The organism is Pseudomonas sp. PA-1-6B (assembly GCF_021609545.1).
Classification (GTDB): Bacteria; Pseudomonadota; Gammaproteobacteria; order Pseudomonadales; family Pseudomonadaceae; genus Aquipseudomonas; species Aquipseudomonas fluorescens_BV.
Genome location: NZ_WJZM01000006.1, coordinates 1 through 17,879, shown reverse-complemented (window position 1 = coordinate 17,879; position 17,879 = coordinate 1). Strand labels below are relative to the sequence as shown.

The following is a 17,879-nucleotide window of genomic DNA, read 5'->3' as shown; positions in this document are numbered from 1 at the left end:
TATGCGGGCTTTTTCAAGCCCGCCAGTGGTCGGACATGCCGACCAGCCCTATTTTGAGCGGCTTATATTAAGCGGGGCGCTTGTCGATCACTGCGTCGATCAACCCGTATTCCTTGGCAGCTTCAGCGCTCATGAAATTGTCACGGTTGGTATCGCGCTCGATTTCTTCCAGGGTGCGCCCGCTGTGCTTGGCCATCAGCGTGTTGAGACGCTCACGAATGAAGAGGATTTCCTTGGCGTGGATTTCGATGTCCGACGCCTGGCCCTGGAAACCGCCCAGTGGCTGGTGAATCATCACACGCGAGTTCGGCAGGCAGAAACGCTTGCCTTCGGCACCCGCGGTCAGCAGGAAGGCGCCCATGCTGCACGCCTGGCCAATACAGGTGGTCGACACGTTTGGCTTGATGAACTGCATGGTGTCGTAGATCGACATGCCCGCAGTCACCGAACCGCCCGGTGAGTTGATGTAGAGATGGATGTCCTTGTCCGGGTTTTCCGCTTCAAGGAACAGCAATTGCGCACAAATCAGGTTGGCCATGTAGTCCTCTACCGGGCCAACCAGAAAGATCACTCGCTCCTTGAGCAGGCGCGAGTAGATGTCGTAGGCGCGTTCGCCACGAGCGGACTGCTCGACAACCATCGGGACCAGGCCGCCTGCGGCCTGGATATCAGAGTTCTGCTGAATATAGGAATTACGGAACATGCTCTGCAGTTACTCCCAAATAGTCATGTCTTGAAAACGCATAAGCCAGCGCGAGGCTGGCTTATGGTTGAATTTCCAACGAGTTGGACAATCAGTCGGCTTGTGCTGCTTCCGCCGGTTTGACTGCTTCTTCGTAAGAGACCGCTTTATCGGTCACCTTAGCCTTCTGCAGAACAGTATCCACAACTTGTTCTTCCAGCACAACCGAACGTACTTCGTTCATCTGCTGCTCGTTCTTGTAGTACCAAGCCACGACCTGCTCAGGCTCCTGGTAGGCCGAAGCCATTTCCTGGATCATTTCGCGAACGCGGTCTTCGTCTGGCTTGAGGTCGAACTGCTTGACCACTTCGGCCACGATCAGGCCCAGCACAACGCGGCGCTTGGCTTGCTCTTCGAACAGCTCGGCCGGCAGTTGGTCAGGCTTGATGTTGCCACCAAACTGCTGAACCGCTTGAACGCGCAGGCGATCCACTTCGTTGGACAGCAGAGCCTTAGGCACTTCGATCGGGTTGGCGGCCAGCAGACCGTCCATGACCTGGTTCTTGACCTTGGACTTGATAGCCTGGCGCAGCTCACGCTCCATGTTCTTGCGAACTTCGGTGCGGAAGCCTTCGATGCCGGTTTCCTTGATGCCGAACTGGGCGAAGAACTCTTCGTTCAGCTCTGGCAGCTTAGGCTCGGAAACGCTGTTGACGGTAACGGTGAACTCGGCGGCTTTGCCAGCCAGGTCCAGGTTCTGGTAGTCAGCAGGGAAAGTCAGGTTCAGAACGCGCTCTTCGCCGGCTTTGGCGCCAACCAGGCCGTCTTCGAAACCAGGGATCATGCGGTTGGAACCCAGCACCAGCTGAGTGCCCTTGGAGGAGCCGCCAGCGAAGACTTCGCCGTCAACCTTGCCAACGAAATCGATGTTCAGTTGGTCTTCGTTCTGGGCGGCACGGTCGGCCACTTCGAAACGAGTGTTCTGCTTGCGCAGGATTTCCAGCATGTTGTCCAGGTCCGAATCAGCCACTTCGGCGCTCAGACGCTCGATTTCGATACCGTCGAAACCGGCCACTTCAAATTCCGGGAACACTTCGAATACGGCAACGTATTCCAGGTCCTTGCCCGCTTCCAGGGACTTGGGCTCGATCGAAGGCGAGCCAGCCGGGTTCAGCTTCTGCTCGACAACGGCTTCGTAGAAGGAAGCCTGGATCACGTCACCTACAGCTTCCTGGCGCGCATCGGCACCAAAACGACGCTTGATTTCGCTCATAGGCACTTTGCCTGGACGGAAACCAGCGATCTTGGCCTTTTGGGCAGTCTGCTGCAGACGCTTGTTGACCGCAGTCTCGATACGCTCTGCCGGCACGGTGATGCTCAGGCGGCGCTCGAGAGCAGTAGTATTTTCAACAGAAACTTGCATGGATATTCCTCGTTGCACAGACATTAGCCGGCCATTTCCGACCCCAATCAAGGGCATGCATTCTAGTGGGTCAAACTCAAGAAGTCACCCTACTGAAAACACCGCGAAAAATAGCCGGCAATTTATCGGTACGAAAGCACTGAAGTACCTCGCCCGGTGACAAATACAGCCAAATTGCGCCAGGGCTCTGCGCCGCCCCTCTCTATATATAGAAGGAACAACCATTCATCTCCCTGGCGGCCCGCCCTGCGAACAAGGCGAGCAAGCAACGCGGCATCATCGAGATACACAAATACGACGACACGCCCTGCCGGGGCAGCCCAGCACCTGCAACCACCCAATCTCAAACCGCCAAAACCAAAAAAGGCGCCAGACTGTTAAATCTGGCGCCTTTCGAATATGGGGTGGACGAAGGGGATCGAACCCTCGACAACGGGAGTCACAATCCCGTGCTCTACCAACTGAGCTACGCCCACCATATTGCGTTAACAAAGAAACCAAACCACTTCTTTGTTGAGCCCTGCCCCGCCTGACGACCGGGAAAAGCTTTAATTGGTGCGGATGAAGAGACTCGAACTCTTACGCCTCGCGGCGCTGGAACCTAAATCCAGTGTGTCTACCAATTCCACCACATCCGCGCTTGAAGCTCTTAAAGCAAAGGCGCCAGACTGTTAAATCTGGCGCCTTTCAGAATATGGGGTGGACGAAGGGGATCGAACCCTCGACAACGGGAGTCACAATCCCGTGCTCTACCAACTGAGCTACGCCCACCATATAGCGCTACTTGTGCCAAAGCTGCCTAATGGCGCACCCGGCAGGACTCGAACCTGCGACCATCCGCTTAGAAGGCGGATGCTCTATCCAGCTGAGCTACGGGCGCCTTATTAATCTGTACTCTTGGAGGATTACAAACTAAGTGCTTCCAGCCTTGCAGTACAACTATTCTGCTCGACCTTCTTAACCAGTGCTAGGCTGTGCCCGACAAGTGCGACGAATAGTATAGATGCCCTGGAAACCCGTCAAATCTTTTTTGAAAAAAACTGATTTTATTTAAGGGGTTAGGGCAATTTGCAGACCAAGCGCCTTTGCCCTCGCGCCTTGGCATGCGAGAATGCGCGCACTTTTCTTCCCCCTCTCGATGGTTAATCACGCGTAATGACTGCACAACTTATCGACGGCAAATCAATCGCCGCCAGCCTGCGCCAGCAGATCGCCAAACGAGTCACCGAGCGCAGCCAGCAAGGCCTGCGCACGCCTGGCCTCGCGGTGATCCTGGTCGGCAGCGATCCTGCCTCTCAGGTTTATGTCTCGCACAAGCGTAAAGACTGTGAAGAGGTCGGCTTTATTTCCAAGGCCTACGACTTGCCTTCGGACACCACTCAACAGGCCCTGACCGACCTGATTGACAGCCTCAACGATGACCCGGGCATGGACGGCATCCTGCTGCAGCTGCCGCTGCCTGAGCACCTGGACGCCTCCAAGCTGCTGGAGCGCATCCGCCCGGACAAGGACGTCGACGGTTTCCACCCTTATAACGTCGGCCGCCTGGCTCAACGCATTCCCCTGCTGCGTCCATGCACGCCTAAAGGCATCATGACGCTGCTGGAAAGCACCGGTGTCGACCTGTACGGCCTTGACGCTGTGGTGGTGGGCGCATCGAACATCGTCGGTCGCCCGATGGCCATGGAGCTGCTGCTGGCCGGCTGCACCGTGACCGTCACCCATCGCTTCACCAGGGACCTCGCCGGCCACGTCGGCCGCGCTGACCTGGTGGTAGTCGCCGCCGGCAAGCCGGGCCTGGTCAAGGGTGAGTGGATTAAGGAAGGTGCCATCGTCATTGACGTGGGTATCAACCGCCAGGAAGACGGCAAGTTGGTGGGCGACGTGGTGTATGAAACCGCCCTGCCCCGAGCAGGCTGGATCACGCCGGTCCCTGGCGGTGTCGGGCCGATGACCCGGGCCTGCTTGCTGGAAAACACCTTATATGCAGCGGAAACGCTGCACGGTTAATAACCAGAGGTGATGAAAAAGCCCTGCCTTAGCGCAGGGCTTTTTATTACCCGTAAAAAAACCGTTTTTTCTTAGTTTTTAGGCACTTTCGTCTGGTTCTAGAAGAACATTCGACAGTTCTTCATCCATACTCCTAAAATGTAACGTCATTTGTCTTAAGACCCGTTCTACAACGGCATTTCCTTACTTTTTAGCGAGTTCATCCGCGTGAAAATTCGTCTTTCTATTGTCAGCCTGTTTTTTGCGTTAACAGGCACCTTCGCCCACGCCGCCGAATCCACCCTGGCCCCGCGTGACGCCTCCAAGCTGCAGATCGCCTCCGGCAGTGCCATGCTGGTCGACTTGCAGACCAATAAAGTCATTTATTCCAGCAACCCTGACGTGGTGGTACCTATCGCCTCGGTGAGCAAGCTGATGACTGGCCTGATCGTCCTCGAAGCCAAGCAGAATATGGACGAGTACATCGACATCAACATCACCGACACGCCCGAGATGAAAGGCGTGTTCTCCCGGGTGAAGATCGGCAGCCAGATGCCACGTAAGGAAATGCTGCTGATCGCGCTGATGTCTTCGGAAAACCGCGCCGCCGCCAGCCTCGCCCACCACTATCCAGGTGGTTATGCGGCCTTCATTGCCGCGATGAACGCCAAGGCCAAATCCCTGGGCATGACCAGCACCCACTACGTGGAGCCCACCGGCCTGTCGATCCATAACGTGTCGACCGCCCGCGACCTGAGCAAGCTGCTGGCCTATGCGCGCAAGTTTCCGATGCTGAGCCAGTTGAGCACCACCAAGGAAAAGACCGTGTCGTTCCGCAAGCCTAATTACACCTTGGGCTTCTCCAACACCGACCATCTGATCAACCGCGCCAACTGGGATATCAAGCTGACCAAGACCGGCTTCACCAACCAGGCCGGCCATTGCCTGGTGTTGGTGACGAGCATGGGCAATCGCCCGGTGTCGCTGGTGATCCTGGATGCCTTTGGCAAGTTCACCCATTTTGCCGATGCCAGCCGTATTCGTAGCTGGGTCGAGACCGGCAAAGGCGGCGCAGTGCCGGATGTAGCGCTGCGTTACAAGGCCGATAAAAACCTCAAGAACCGAGCGACCGCTACGGAAGTACGTCGATAAGCAACGATTTTAGTGTGGGGGCGAGCAAGCCCGCTTCCACATTATTTGAGCTTCACTTCTTCTCTGCCAACACCTTGAGCGCTTGGGCCGCCGCTTGCTCCTGCCCCGCCTGCGCCGTGGCATTGGCCGCATCGCGCCAGCGCTGCACGTCCACATTGGCCGGCAGTTGGCTCGGGCGCTGGGTCAGAATGGCCCAATGGCCCGCGCTCGCCCACGCCGACTCGAAGTCGCTGAAGCTCATGATCAGCCGGCGCTCGTTGCCAGAGCGCAACAGCACCGTACTCTTCTGTTGGTTGAACCCCACCACCACGACATAGCGCGCCCCGGACCAATAACTGGCGTTGATCCGCGCCATCACCGGGTAACCCGCCGCCACCTGCGCCAGCACGGCGGTCAGCTTGGCCTCCAGTGGATACACCATCAGCCCGTATTCACGTGCCAACACTTGCATGTTGCGCTCAAGGTCCGCCTCGGCGCCGGGCAAGTGCAGCGGTTTATCAAGCAAACCCGGTGTCATGACAATGCCTTGTTGCGACAGCATGCTGGCAAGTGCCGTAGGACCGCTCTGATAAGCCTCGCTGCGAAAGGTCGGCACGCCAGTGAGTTCAACGCGCTCCGGCAAGCCTGGCAGTTTCGATGGTGTGCTGCTGGCACAGGCCGCCAGCCCAAGGGCAGCGGCGAGCAGCAATGAGGTTTTAAGGTTCGACCGTAAGCGCAATTTTTTCACTCTCTTGATCAACTGCCGGTAAAGGCCTCCGATCATAGGGCGCCCCGCCCCGCCGGTATAGCCCACTGGCTCAGTAAAGCGGCGCTGATAGAGCAAAGAAGTTGGACCGACTCGACCATTGGTCAATAGCAGGCAACCGCCAGCTGACTAGACTGTCCATTGAGAAGACTGTGTGTGCCCCAAGTGGGCGAAAGGAGGCCCGAATGAGCCTTGCGACAACGATTTTCCTGTTGATCTGTGGTTGGCTGGCCGTCGCCGCCGCCATGCTGTGGGGAGTCATGCGCGTGACGCGCCGGCATCATCACCCCCACGTCAAACCTGCTGCACCCGCAGAACCGCACAAGGCGACGGCGCATCACGCCTAGCCAGGCATGCAATTGAAGTCCTGGGTCGCGGCAATTTCCTTGCCGTGGCCGTCCTCAAGGGACGCGCGCACCGTGGTGCCCAGGCTCGACTCCACCAGGGTGTAGTGCTCACCTGCCTTGAAATGCTTGTACTCGATGCGGCCCTGGCAGTCCTGCTGGTTGTCATCACCCGGCTCGTCTTCAAATAAAGTCACGTCCAGGCGATGGTCCCCCGGGGTCACCTCAAAATAGCGCCCATCGTCCACCCGCTTGCCATCGACACGCTCGGCCATCAGGTCATTCGGCGCTTCTTCCTGCAAGCCGATCCAGGCTTCGCTGGGGTCCGCCTTGGGGATCGGGCCGGCGCAGGCCGACAGTAAACAGACAAAGCCAAGGACGGGAACTAACAACAGTGGTTTGAGTGACATGACAGGGCTCCAAAGGGCATGAATGAAAAGCTCGTATCCGATGGCTGACAAGCTTGATGAGCCGCCCTTCCTGGAACAAATGAATCCCTATGAAAGTATCTTCAGCCCTTGACTAAAACTTCCTTCACCTGGCTGAAAGGTGCGTGTTAGGTGGGTCGGTCAAGACTGCCGGGGTTTGCAATCCTGCTCTTCTCGGAGACTCACGCATGCTCGGGCTGGTAAAGACCGCACTGCACAAGCCGTACACCTTCATCGTGCTGGCTATATTCATCTGCATCATCGGGCCGATGGCGGCCCTGCGTACGCCCACGGATGTTTTTCCCGATATCGGCATTCCGGTGGTCGCCGTGGTGTGGCAGTACAACGGCCTGTCTCCGGACGCCATGGCCGGCCGGGTGATCTACACCTACGAACGCTCCCTGAGCACCACCGTCAACGACATCGAACATATCGAGTCGCAATCGTTGCCCGGCATGGGCATCGTCAAGATCTTCTTCCAGCCTGGCGTCGATATCCGTACCGCCAATGCCCAGGTCACGGCGGTGTCACAAACCGTGCTCAAGCAAATGCCACCGGGCATCACCCCGCCGCTGATCCTCAACTACAGCGCCTCCACGGTGCCGATCCTGCAAATGGCGTTCTCCAGCCCCAGCCTGTCGGAAGCCAAAATTCGCGATCTGGTGCAGAACAATATCCGCCTGCCCTTGAGCGCCCTGCCCGGCCTGGCCATGCCCACGCCAATGGGTGGCAAGCAACGGCAGATCACCCTCGACCTCGACCCTCAAGCCCTGGCCGCCAAAGGCTTGTCGGCCCAGGACGTGGGCAACGCCCTGGCGCTGCAGAACCAGATCATCCCGGTGGGCACCGCCAAGCTCGGCCCCAACGAATACACGATCCTGCTCAACAACAGCCCCAAGGCGATTGATGAGCTCAACGACTTGCCGATCAAGACCGTCGACGGTGCGCTGATCACCATCGGCCAAGTGGCCCATGTGCGCGACGGTTCACCACCGCAAACCAATATCGTGCGGGTCGACGGCCATCGCGCCGTGCTGATGCCGGCGCTGAAAAACGGCAGCATTTCCACGCTGTCGATCATCGACGGTATCCGGCAGATGCTGCCGCGCATCAACGAAACCTTGCCACCGTCGCTGAAAACCTCGCTGCTGGGCGATGCCTCGGTGTTCGTCAAGCAGTCGGTGGGCAGCGTGGCCCAGGAAGGCATCATTGCCGCACTGCTCACCAGTGCGATGATTCTGCTGTTTCTCGGCAGTTGGCGCTCGACCTTGATCATCGCCGCGTCGATTCCCCTGGCAGTGCTGTCGGCCATCGCGCTGTTGGCCGTCAGTGGGCAAACCCTCAACGTGATGACGTTGGGCGGGCTGGCGTTGGCGGTGGGCATCCTGGTGGACGACGCCACGGTGACCATCGAAAACATCAACTGGCACCTGGAGCAAGGCAAGGCGGTGAAGGCCGCGATTCTCGACGGCGCCGCGCAAATCGTCGGGCCGGCTTTCGTCTCGCTGTTGTGCATCTGCATCGTGTTCGTGCCGATGTTTTTGCTGCAAGGCATCGCCGGTTACCTGTTCCGGCCAATGGCGCTGGCGGTGATCTTTGCCATGGCCAGTTCGTTCATTCTCTCGCGTACCCTGGTGCCGACGCTGGCGATGTATTTGCTCAAACCACATAGGCCGGAGGCAGGCGCGGGGCATCATCCGGAAGATGCATTCATCAATCACCACGAGGGTGAACAGCACTTGAGGCCGCGCAATGCGTTGCTGCAATCGGTGCTGAATTTTCAACAGGGATTCGAACGGCACTTTTCCACTATCCGCGACACCTACCATGGCCTGCTGACGCTGGCGCTGGGCGCACGCAAGCGCTTCATTGTCGGGTTCCTGGCCTGCGTACTCGCGTCGTTCCTGCTGTTACCGAGCCTGGGCCAGGACTTTTTCCCGGCCACCGATGCGGGTGCCTTGGCCCTGCATGTGCGCTTGCCACTGGGCACGCGCATCGAAGAAAGCGCCGCGGCGTTCGATCGCATCGAAGCACGGATCCGCGAGGTCATCCCCGCCGAAGAACTGGACACCATCGTCGACAATATTGGCATTCCGCTCAGCGGCATCGACATGGCCTACAGCAGCAGCGGCACCATCGGCCCGCAGGATGGCGATATTCAAGTCAGCTTGAAAACGCACCACGCGCCCACCGCCGACTATGTGAAAAAACTGCGCGAAGCCCTGCCGCAAAGTTTCCCCGGCAGCCACTTTGCGTTCCTGCCCGCCGACATCAGCAGCCAGATCCTCAACTTCGGCGCTCCCGCCCCTCTGGACGTCAAAATCTCCGGGCGCAATGACGCGGAAAACCGCGCCTATGCCGTCGAGCTTGAACGGCGCTTGCAACATGTACCGGGGATTGCCGACCTGCGGATCCAGCAGTCCACCGGCTACCCCTCGCTGCAAGTAAACGTGGACCGTATGCGCGCCAATGGCCTGGGCATCACCGAGCGTGACGTCACCAACAGCATGGTCGCCTCCCTCGCCGGCAGCTCGCAAACCGCGCCGACCTTCTGGCTCAACCCGGCCAACGGCGTGTCTTACTCCATCGTCGCCGCCACCCCGCAATACCGCCTCGACAGCCTGCCGTCCCTGGAAGCGCTGCCAGTGACCGGTGCCGATGGGCAGGCGCAAATTCTCGGCGGCGTGGCAACCATCTCCCGGGTACAGAGCCCGGCCGTGGTGACCCACTACAATATCGAGCCTACCCTGGACCTGTACGCCAACGTGCAAGGCCGCGATCTGGGCGGCGTTGCCCGTGATGTGCAAAAGGTGCTGGATGACACTGCGTCCATGCGCCCCAAAGGCGCGACCATCAGCCTGCACGGGCAGATCGATGCGCTGCATGAGGCGTTCAGTGGTTTGAGCTTCGGACTGCTCGGCGCGGTGGTGCTGATCTACTTGCTGATCGTGGTCAACTTCCAGTCATGGGCCGACCCCTTTGTGATCATCACGGCGTTACCGGCAGCATTGGCGGGCATCGTGTGGATGCTGTTCCTCAGTGGCACCTCGTTGTCGGTGCCAGCACTCACCGGCGCCATCTTGTGCATGGGCGTGGCCACCGCCAACTCGATCCTGGTGGTGAGCTTCTGCCGTGAGCGCCTGGCCGAACATGGCGATGCGTTGAAAGCCGCGCTGGAAGCCGGCTATACGCGCTTTCGCCCGGTGTGCATGACTGCCTTGGCAATGATCATCGGCATGCTGCCCCTGGCCATTTCCGAGGAGCAGAACGCCCCGCTCGGCCGGGCGGTCATCGGTGGCCTGGTCTTCGCCACCATCGCCACTTTGTTGTTTGTTCCCGTGGTCTTCAGCCTGGTCCACGGTCGTCATCCTACTCGCGCAACTGCTGGAGAAACGCCCCATGTCGCCTGATCAAAAACCCTCGCGCAAGCGTCTGATGCTCCTGGGTGTCGGTGGCCTGACGTTGGCTGCCCTGTTAGTCGCCAGCGGCCTGCACGCGCGTACGCTGCACGAGCAGTCGGTCACCGCCTGGACCGAAGCCGCCGCCGTCCCCCAGGTAATGGTGTTCCAACCCAAGCCAAACGCCGGCGGTGACACCCTGCGCCTGCCCGCCCACCTGGACGCATGGAGCAAAGCGGCGATCCATGCGCGGGTCAGCGGCTACTTGAAGGACTGGAAAGTCGACATCGGTGCCCAGGTCAAGGCCGGGCAAATCCTCGCCGAAATCGACAGCCCAGACCTCGACCAACAACTGGCCCAGGCCCATGCCCGCCTGATCCAGCAACAAGCCAATGCACGCCTGGCAGCCACCACGGCGACCCGCTGGCAAAACCTGCTGGCCAGCCATTCGGTATCGCGCCAGGACGCCGATGAGAAAACCTCCAATGCCGCAGCCGCCAAGGCCAACACCGAAGCCGCGGCAGCGGACTACGCGCGACTGTGCGCCCTGGAAAGCTACAAGACCCTTCGAGCGCCATTCGCTGGCACCATCACCGCCCGCAACACGGACATCGGCCAGTTGATCAAGGCCGATAACGCCAGCGATCCGGAACTGTTCAACATTGCCGACACCCACCAATTGCGCTTGTACGTGCCGGTGCCGCAGAACTATGCAGCGGTCATTCATACGGGCCTTGAGGCCGAACTGACCGTCCCTGAGCACCCTGGCGAGCACTTCAAGGCACGTCTGATCGGAGACTCCACCGCCATCGACCGTCGCTCTGGCACCCTGCTCGCCCAGTTCGTTGCCGACAACCCCAACGGCGAACTGCTGCCAGGCGATTACGCCGAAGTCACCCTGCCGATTCCGGCCGATACCCATGGCGTGAGCATCCCGGCCAGCGCCTTGATCTTCCGCGCCCAGGGCACCCAGGTTGCGGTACTGGACGGTCGCAACCATGTGCACCTGCAAGACATTCATATTGGCCTGGACCTCGGCGAGCGCCTGGTGATCGACCAAGGCCTGAAGCCTGCTGACCGCATCATCGACAACCCGCCCGACGCCCTGCGCGAAGGCGACCCGGTGCAACTGGCCGACGCCTCGGGAGGTGCGCATGCGCCCAAGGCTTAAGCCGCTGGCGGCACTGATGGTGCTGGCGTTGCAGGGTTGCTCGATGGCGCCCACCTATACGGTGCCGTCGATTGACCTGCCCGCCCACTACCGCGAACAAACCAGCGATGGCCCCTGGCACAGCGCGCAACCGTCGGATCAACTGGCGTCCCAGTGGTGGCAGCTTTACAACGATTCGCGCCTGAACGCGCTGCAGCAGCAACTGCTCAAGGCCAACCCGGATCTGGCCGCGGCGCTGGCGCACTTCGATGCGTCCCAGGCCTACGCCAGTCAACTGCACGCGGGCCTTTTCCCGCAAATCACCGCCAGCGCGCAACCGCTGCGCCAACGTCAATCGGATTCACGACCGCTACGCGGCACTGCACAGCCGTCGGTGTACAACAGCAATACCGTTGGGTTCTCCCTGGGTTACGACCTCGACCTGTGGGGCAGAATCCGCAACCAGGTCGCTGCGGGCGATGCCCAGGCGCAAGCGTCCTTTGATGATCTGGCGGTGGTGCGCCTGAGCCTGCAACAGCAGTTGGCGAGCCTGTATGTGCAGCTCAATGGGCTGGATGCACAGGGCCGAATCCTCAACACGTCGTTGCAGGACTTCAGCCAAGCGTTGCAACTGACCCGCAGCCGTTATGAAGGCCAGATTGCGTCCGAACTGGACCTGACCCGCGCGCAAAACCAACTGGCCGAAGCCAAGGCGCAGCTGGACGAAGTGCGTGGCCAGCGCAACCTCGCCGAGCATGCCATCGGCGAATTGGTGGGCGTGACGGCCAGTGATTTTTCATTGCCGCCCAGCCCGCAGTTAATGGCGTTGCCAGGCATTCCGGCGCAGTTGCCCAGCCACTTGCTGCAGCGTCGTCCAGACATTGCCGCAGCTGAACGTCGTGTGTTTGCGGCCAACGCAACGATCGGCGTGGCCAAGGCGGCGTGGTTCCCGGATTTCAGTTTGACCGGTGTGCTGGGCGGGCAGACCCAAGGCGTTGGCAACCTGCTGTCCGCCGGCAACCGGTATTGGGCACTGGGGCCGCTGATGAACCTGCCGATCTTCGATGGCGGACGCTTGAGCGCCAACGAGCGCCAGGCCAAGGCCGAATTCGAGGAAGCCTCGGCACAGTACCGTAGCCACGTATTGAAAGCCGTGCGCGAGGTGGAAGATAACCTCGCACAACTGCGGGATTTGCAGCAGCAAGCCGAGGACGAGCAAGCGGCGGCAGAGGCGGCGCAACATACCCAGGCCTTGGCGATGAACAGCTATCAGGCCGGGGCGGTGAGTTACCTGGACGTGGTCACCGCCCAAACCGCCGCGTTGCAGGCACAGAGAACGTTGCAGGCGGTGCAGACCCGGCAGTTGCAGGCGAGTGTGGGACTTTTGACCGCACTCGGCGGCGGCTGGCAGCCGGGTTAATAGCCTGCTAATGATCGTTCCCACGCGGAGCCTGGGAACGATCAGTTCAGGCGGCTAACTTGCCGCTGGCGATGGCTGCTGAAGCGGCTACCATGGCGCGCAACAACACCGCACACCCTGCCGCCAAGTCATCCGGCGCGGCATTTTCGATTTCGTTGTGGCTGATGCCGCCTTCACACGGTACAAAGATCATCCCCGCCGGGCCCAGCTCAGCCACGAAGATCGCGTCGTGCCCTGCCCCGCTGACGATGTCCATGTTCGACAAGCCCAAGCCATTGGCGGCATCGCGCACCGCCTCCACACAGCCTTTGTCGAAGTACAGCGGCGGAAAGTCCGCCGTGGGCTGCATGTCGAAACTCAAGCCATGTTTGGCGCAGGTGTCCTCGATCACCTGACGCACCTGGGCAATCATCGAGTCCAGCCGTGCCGGTTCCAAGTGACGAAAATCCAGGGTCATGCGCACCTCACCGGGAATCACGTTGCGCGATCCCGGATACGCTTGCAGGCACCCCACCGTGCCGCATGCATGGGGCTGGTGCGCCAACGCCGCAGCGTTCACGGCGGCCACCACCGCTGCCGCGCCTACCAGGGCATCCTTGCGCAAGTGCATGGGTGTAGGGCCGGCATGGGCTTCAACACCGCGCAGCTTCAGGTCAAACCACTTTTGCCCGAGGGCGCCGAGCACCACGCCGATGGTTTTGTGTTCATCCTCCAGAATCGGCCCTTGTTCGATATGGGCCTCGAAATACGCGCCGACCTTATGCCCGCTGACCGGCCGTGTTCCGGCATAACCAATCGCGTTCAACGCATCCCCCACGCTGATGCCGTCCGTATCGACCTTGGCCAGGGTATCGGCCAGGCTGAACTTCTCGGCAAACACCCCTGAGCCCATCATGCACGGCGGGAAACGCGAGCCTTCTTCGTTGGTCCACACCACCACTTCCAGCGGCGCCTCGGTTTCCACATTCAGATCGTTGAGGGTGCGCAGCACTTCCACACCGGCCAGCACGCCGAAGCAACCGTCGAACTTGCCGCCGGTGGGCTGGGTGTCGATATGGCTGCCGGTCATCACCGGTGGCAGATCGGGATTGCGACCGGGACGGCGCGCAAAGATATTGCCGATGCCGTCGATGGTCACGGTGCAACCCGCCGCTTCACACCACTGCACGAAGAGATCGCGAGCCTTGCGGTCGAGGTCGGTAAGGGCCAGGCGACACACTCCGCCTTTGGGGGTGGCGCCGAGTTTGGCCAGGTCCATCAGCGACTGCCACAGACGGTCGCGGTTGATGTGCTGATGGGTCGATTGCAGGACGTCGAGGGCAGCGTTCATGGGGGTCTCCTCAGGCTGATTTTCTTATGAATTGACGCGGTCGAGTGTGGGAGCTGGCTTGCCTGCGATGGCGGTGTGTCAGGCGACACGGCTTTAACTGATAGTCCGCTATCGCAGGCAAGCCAGCTCCCACCTGGACCGTGTTTACAACGGGAATTTGGCGGTGAGTGGACTGCTAGCCCGCTTGGCATTGAGCCCGTAATACAACACCCCGCCCAACGCCGAGCCGGTGAACCAGCCGTAGCTGTAGAACCAGCTGAACGCATCGCTGCCCAGCGACAGCAGCGTCAGCACCACCGGTACGCCAAAGGCGATAAAGCCGCTCCAGTTCCAGGCCGGGTATACGTCGTCGCGGTACAGGCCGGCCAGGTCCAACTGTTGTTTGCGGGTGATGAAATAGTCCACCACCATGATCCCGGCAATCGGCCCCAACAGGCTTGAATAGCCCAGTAGCCAATTGGAGTACACGGTTTCCAGGCTGACGTCCGAGACGATGAGCCCGAGTTTTTTAAGCAGTTCATGGGCCATCAGCGCCAGCCCTACCAGGCCGGTGAGGATCACCGCCGTAGTGCGGTTGATCAGCTTGGGCGCGATGTTCTGGAAGTCGTTGGTGGGTGAGACGATGTTCGCCGCAGTGTTGGTGGACAAGGTGGCGACGATGATCAGCGCCATGGCGATGGCCACCCACACCGGGCTCTGGATATGACCAATCAGGCTCACCGGATCGGAGACGCTGACCCCCACCAGTTTCACCGAGGCGGCGGTCATGACCACGCCGAGGGCGGCGAACAGGAACATGGTCAGCGGCAAGCCGAAGATCTGCCCCAGAATCTGGTCTTTCTGGCTGTTGGCGTAGCGGCTGAAGTCGGGAATGTTCAGTGACAAGGTGGCCCAGAAGCCCACCATCGCCGTAAGCCCCGCCATGAAGTAACCGGTGAGGCTGGCGCCTTCGGGGCGCTTGGGTGGGATCGCCATCAGTTCGCTGAGGGACACGTTGGGCATCGCCCATACCAGCAACCCAACCCCCACCGCCACCAACAATGGCGCCGACAAGGTTTCCAGACGCTTGATCGACTCGGCGCCACGCAGCACTACCCACAGGTTCAAGCACCAGAACAGCATGAAACCGATCACCTCACCGGTACCGCCAAGGGCTTTCCAGCCGTCGAAAATCGAGCCCAGGAACAGGTGGATCGCCAGACCGCCAAACATCGTCTGGATACCAAACCAGCCGCAGGCCACCAGCGCGCGGATCAGGCACGGTACGTTGGAACCGAGGATGCCAAAGGACGAACGCAACAGCACCGGAAACGGAATGCCGTACTTGGTGCCGGGAAACGCGTTGAGGGTCAGCGGGATCAACACCACGATATTGGCCAGCAGGATCGCCATCAGCGCCTCCCCCACCGACAGCCCGAAATACGCCGTGAGCACCCCACCCAGGGTGTAGGTGGGCACGCAGATCGACATGCCGACCCACAGCGCGGTGATGTGCCATTTGTTCCAGGTACGCTCGTGTACTTTGGTAGGTGCCATGTCGTGGTTGTAGCGAGGGCTGTCGAGGACGTCGGGGCCGGCGTCGAGTTCGTACAGGCCGTTGCGCTCGATGACTTGCGATCTGTTCTGTTGCATGGCCGCTCCACGGTTTTTTTTAAATTATTGTTGCTCACCTGCACGCTAGGTTCAGGTGGCCGGAGTACCGCATCAACAACATGACATCCAGGGTTCCGGTCAACTGCCCGTGCACTCAATAACCGTGCCGACAACCGCCTCTGAACCCGCACCGCTTGTATAACTTGCTGATGTTTATCAGCTTTCCAATTGAGCCTGCGCTACTTGCCGCACGCGTCAGGCTAAACAATACGCAAGTTGCCAGAACCTGCAGGTCTCAAACTGGTGCATCACAATTATTTTTATTTCTCGACGCCGTCAAGCGGCATATCTCAAGCGCCTGATTTGCAATAAGAAATATTGATCAGATCAAGAACCTGTCAAGTGCGTCAAAACAGGGTGGGCGTGCTTCATTTTGGTGAAAATAGTATTTTTATCTTATAAATCAACTAGATAAAAACTTTAAAGGTTTGATTAAAATCTTCTTGCTCATTCGAAAAACTCGGGCTAGTTTCTATTCCTGTCACCGATGACAGGAATTAACCGACCCTCGGTACGCAGTATTACAACACTTAGAACTGGCACAAGCCGGTCAAGCCTGTGAGGAACTCGACATGTCGCTGTTGATCCGTGGCGCCACCGTTATTACCCATGATGAAAGTTACCGCGCCGATGTGTTATGCGCAGAGGGTCTAATTCGCGCCATTGGCACGAATCTGGATATTCCCACAGGCTGTGAAATACTCGATGGCAGCGGCCAATACTTGATGCCAGGCGGCATTGACCCCCATACCCATATGCAACTGCCCTTCATGGGCACCGTGGCCAGTGAAGACTTTTTCAGTGGCACGGCGGCAGGCTTGGCCGGTGGTACCACGTCGATCATCGACTTCGTGATTCCCAATCCACAGCAATCGCTGATAGAAGCTTTCCACCAGTGGCGCGGCTGGGCCGAAAAGTCTGCCGCCGACTACGGGTTTCATGTAGCGATCACTTGGTGGAGCGAGCAGGTACGCGAGGAAATGGCCGAGCTGGTCAGCCATCACGGCATCAACAGCTTCAAGCATTTCATGGCCTACAAGAACGCGATCATGGCTGCCGATGACACCTTGGTCGCCAGTTTCGAACGCTGCCTGGAACTCGGCGCGGTGCCCACGGTGCATGCCGAAAATGGCGAGCTGGTGTACCACCTGCAACGCAAGCTGATGGCCCAGGGCATCACCGGGCCGGAAGCCCATCCGCTGTCGCGCCCGTCCCAGGTGGAAGGCGAAGCGGCCAGCCGTGCCATCCGGATTGCCGAGACCATCGGCACGCCGCTGTACCTGGTGCATGTGTCGACGAAGGAAGCCCTGGATGAAATCACCTATGCCCGGGGCAAGGGCCAGGCGGTGTACGGTGAAGTGCTCGCCGGCCACCTGTTGCTCGATGACAGCGTGTACCAATACCCCGACTGGCAGACCGCCGCCGGCTATGTGATGAGCCCGCCATTCCGCCCACGCGGGCACCAAGAGGCGCTGTGGCACGGCCTGCAAGCGGGCAACCTGCACACCACCGCCACCGACCACTGCTGTTTCTGCGCCGAGCAAAAAGCCGCCGGGCGTGACGACTTCAGCAAGATCCCCAACGGTACCGCCGGCATTGAAGACCGCATGGCGCTGCTGTGGCATGAAGGCGTCAATACCGGGCGTTTGTCGATGCAGGAATTTGTCGCGCTGACCTCCACCAACACCGCGAAGATCTTCAACCTCTACCCACGCAAAGGCGCGATACGCGTAGGCGCCGATGCCGACCTGGTGCTATGGGACCCCGAGGGCACGCGGACCATTTCCGCCAAGACCCACCATCAGCAAGTGGACTTCAACATCTTCGAAGGCAAGACCGTGCGCGGCGTGCCCAGCCACACCATCAGCCAGGGCAAGCTGGTGTGGGCCGATGGTGACCTGCGCGCGGAGCGAGGGGCCGGGCGGTATGTGCAGCGGCCGGCGTATCCCTCGGTGTTCGAGCAGTTGAGCAAGCGGGCAGCGCTTTGCAAGCCAGTGGCCGTGAACCGCTGAGACCGCTTTGGGGAGCCCCCCATTTTCGACCTGTGAACACATTCAAATGTGGGAGCTGGCTTGCCTGCGATGAGGCCAGCCCAGGCCACAAAAAACCAGTGCCCGGCAGAGGCGCAGAACCGTGAGGCCAACACCGTGATCCAGACCCTGACC

The 17,879-nt window shown here is 59.9% G+C and carries 13 protein-coding genes and 4 tRNA genes; 7 read left to right on the top strand and 10 right to left on the bottom strand.

The window, feature by feature from the left end; genetic code table 11:
• Positions 1-67: 67 nt before the first annotated feature.
• The 6 genes from clpP to GIV35_RS05280 all read right to left on the bottom strand — a co-directional run bounded on the left by clpP (position 68) and on the right by GIV35_RS05280 (position 2,985).
• Positions 68-703 carry an ATP-dependent Clp endopeptidase proteolytic subunit ClpP gene (gene clpP, locus GIV35_RS05305; RefSeq protein WP_003192255.1) on the bottom strand — a complete coding sequence of 212 codons (636 nt, stop codon included), beginning with the start codon at positions 701-703 and terminating at the stop codon, positions 68-70.
• A gap of 91 nt (positions 704-794) precedes the next feature.
• A complete protein-coding gene (gene tig / locus GIV35_RS05300) occupies positions 795-2,105 on the bottom strand; it encodes a trigger factor (protein ID WP_054917375.1) in 1,311 nt (436 codons plus the stop codon).
• Between the two features lie 400 nt (positions 2,106-2,505).
• A tRNA-His gene (locus tag GIV35_RS05295) sits at positions 2,506-2,581 on the bottom strand.
• A 77-nt stretch (positions 2,582-2,658) separates the two neighbouring features.
• Positions 2,659-2,743, bottom strand: a tRNA-Leu gene (locus GIV35_RS05290).
• A 57-nt stretch (positions 2,744-2,800) separates the two neighbouring features.
• Positions 2,801-2,876: transfer RNA gene (locus GIV35_RS05285), tRNA-His, on the bottom strand.
• A 32-nt stretch (positions 2,877-2,908) separates the two neighbouring features.
• Positions 2,909-2,985: transfer RNA gene (locus tag GIV35_RS05280), tRNA-Arg, on the bottom strand.
• Between the two features lie 275 nt (positions 2,986-3,260).
• Here GIV35_RS05280 and folD point away from each other — a divergent pair.
• Entirely contained in the window at positions 3,261-4,115 is an 855-nt protein-coding gene (gene folD / locus GIV35_RS05275; protein ID WP_236264867.1) for a bifunctional methylenetetrahydrofolate dehydrogenase/methenyltetrahydrofolate cyclohydrolase FolD, read from the top strand.
• A gap of 207 nt (positions 4,116-4,322) precedes the next feature.
• Entirely contained in the window at positions 4,323-5,246 is a 924-nt protein-coding gene (gene pbpG, locus GIV35_RS05270; RefSeq protein ID WP_057974949.1) for a D-alanyl-D-alanine endopeptidase, read from the top strand.
• 52 nt (positions 5,247-5,298) lie between these two features.
• Here pbpG and GIV35_RS05265 read toward each other — a convergent pair whose 3' ends face one another.
• Entirely contained in the window at positions 5,299-5,964 is a 666-nt protein-coding gene (locus GIV35_RS05265) for a peptidase C39 family protein (protein WP_127880778.1), read from the bottom strand.
• Between the two features lie 212 nt (positions 5,965-6,176).
• Here GIV35_RS05265 and GIV35_RS05260 point away from each other — a divergent pair, with 212 nt between their 5' ends.
• Positions 6,177-6,338 carry a hypothetical protein gene (locus tag GIV35_RS05260; protein ID WP_164919344.1) on the top strand — a complete coding sequence of 54 codons (162 nt, stop codon included), beginning with the start codon at positions 6,177-6,179 and terminating at the stop codon, positions 6,336-6,338.
• Here the strand turns inward: GIV35_RS05260 and GIV35_RS05255 are convergent.
• A complete protein-coding gene (locus GIV35_RS05255; protein ID WP_034127951.1) occupies positions 6,335-6,745 on the bottom strand; it encodes a PA0061/PA0062 family lipoprotein in 411 nt (136 codons plus the stop codon). The genes GIV35_RS05260 and GIV35_RS05255 overlap by 4 nt on opposite strands.
• Before the next feature lie 206 nt (positions 6,746-6,951).
• Here GIV35_RS05255 and GIV35_RS05250 point away from each other — a divergent pair, with 206 nt between their 5' ends.
• The 3 genes from GIV35_RS05250 to GIV35_RS05240 are packed head-to-tail and all read left to right on the top strand — an operon-like array spanning position 6,952 to position 12,731.
• Positions 6,952-10,173 (top strand): efflux RND transporter permease subunit, encoded by a 3,222-nt coding sequence (locus GIV35_RS05250; protein WP_236264868.1) that lies wholly within the window; start codon positions 6,952-6,954, stop codon positions 10,171-10,173.
• A complete protein-coding gene (locus tag GIV35_RS05245; protein WP_034127953.1) occupies positions 10,163-11,332 on the top strand; it encodes an efflux RND transporter periplasmic adaptor subunit in 1,170 nt (389 codons plus the stop codon). The genes GIV35_RS05250 and GIV35_RS05245 overlap by 11 nt, the downstream gene beginning before the upstream one ends.
• Positions 11,316-12,731: an efflux transporter outer membrane subunit gene (locus GIV35_RS05240; RefSeq protein WP_236264869.1), complete on the top strand. Its 1,416-nt coding sequence runs from the start codon at positions 11,316-11,318 to the stop codon at positions 12,729-12,731. The genes GIV35_RS05245 and GIV35_RS05240 overlap by 17 nt, the downstream gene beginning before the upstream one ends.
• Positions 12,732-12,777: 46 nt before the next feature.
• Here GIV35_RS05240 and GIV35_RS05235 read toward each other — a convergent pair whose 3' ends face one another.
• Together GIV35_RS05235 and GIV35_RS05230 are read right to left on the bottom strand one after the other, a co-directional pair.
• Positions 12,778-14,061: a Zn-dependent hydrolase gene (locus GIV35_RS05235; protein ID WP_236264870.1), complete on the bottom strand. Its 1,284-nt coding sequence runs from the start codon at positions 14,059-14,061 to the stop codon at positions 12,778-12,780.
• 144 nt (positions 14,062-14,205) lie between these two features.
• The gene (locus GIV35_RS05230; RefSeq protein ID WP_236264871.1) at positions 14,206-15,693 is read right to left on the bottom strand and encodes an NCS1 family nucleobase:cation symporter-1; all 1,488 of its coding nucleotides are present in this window, start codon (positions 15,691-15,693) and stop codon (positions 14,206-14,208) included.
• A gap of 593 nt (positions 15,694-16,286) precedes the next feature.
• Here GIV35_RS05230 and hydA point away from each other — a divergent pair.
• A complete protein-coding gene (gene hydA / locus GIV35_RS05225) occupies positions 16,287-17,726 on the top strand; it encodes a dihydropyrimidinase (RefSeq protein WP_236265971.1) in 1,440 nt (479 codons plus the stop codon).
• Positions 17,727-17,879 lie beyond the last annotated feature (153 nt).

Coding starts and splice junctions, on each gene's coding strand:
- clpP (WP_003192255.1), bottom strand. CDS start 703: ATGTTCCGTAATTCCTATATTCAGCAGAACTCTGATATCCAGGCCGCA.
- tig (WP_054917375.1), bottom strand. CDS start 2,105: ATGCAAGTTTCTGTTGAAAATACTACTGCTCTCGAGCGCCGCCTGAGC.
- folD (WP_236264867.1), top strand. CDS start 3,261: ATGACTGCACAACTTATCGACGGCAAATCAATCGCCGCCAGCCTGCGC.
- GIV35_RS05260 (WP_164919344.1), top strand. CDS start 6,177: ATGAGCCTTGCGACAACGATTTTCCTGTTGATCTGTGGTTGGCTGGCC.
- GIV35_RS05255 (WP_034127951.1), bottom strand. CDS start 6,745: ATGTCACTCAAACCACTGTTGTTAGTTCCCGTCCTTGGCTTTGTCTGT.
- GIV35_RS05250 (WP_236264868.1), top strand. CDS start 6,952: ATGCTCGGGCTGGTAAAGACCGCACTGCACAAGCCGTACACCTTCATC.
- GIV35_RS05245 (WP_034127953.1), top strand. CDS start 10,163: ATGTCGCCTGATCAAAAACCCTCGCGCAAGCGTCTGATGCTCCTGGGT.
- GIV35_RS05240 (WP_236264869.1), top strand. CDS start 11,316: ATGCGCCCAAGGCTTAAGCCGCTGGCGGCACTGATGGTGCTGGCGTTG.
- GIV35_RS05235 (WP_236264870.1), bottom strand. CDS start 14,061: ATGAACGCTGCCCTCGACGTCCTGCAATCGACCCATCAGCACATCAAC.
- GIV35_RS05230 (WP_236264871.1), bottom strand. CDS start 15,693: ATGCAACAGAACAGATCGCAAGTCATCGAGCGCAACGGCCTGTACGAA.
- hydA (WP_236265971.1), top strand. CDS start 16,287: ATGTCGCTGTTGATCCGTGGCGCCACCGTTATTACCCATGATGAAAGT.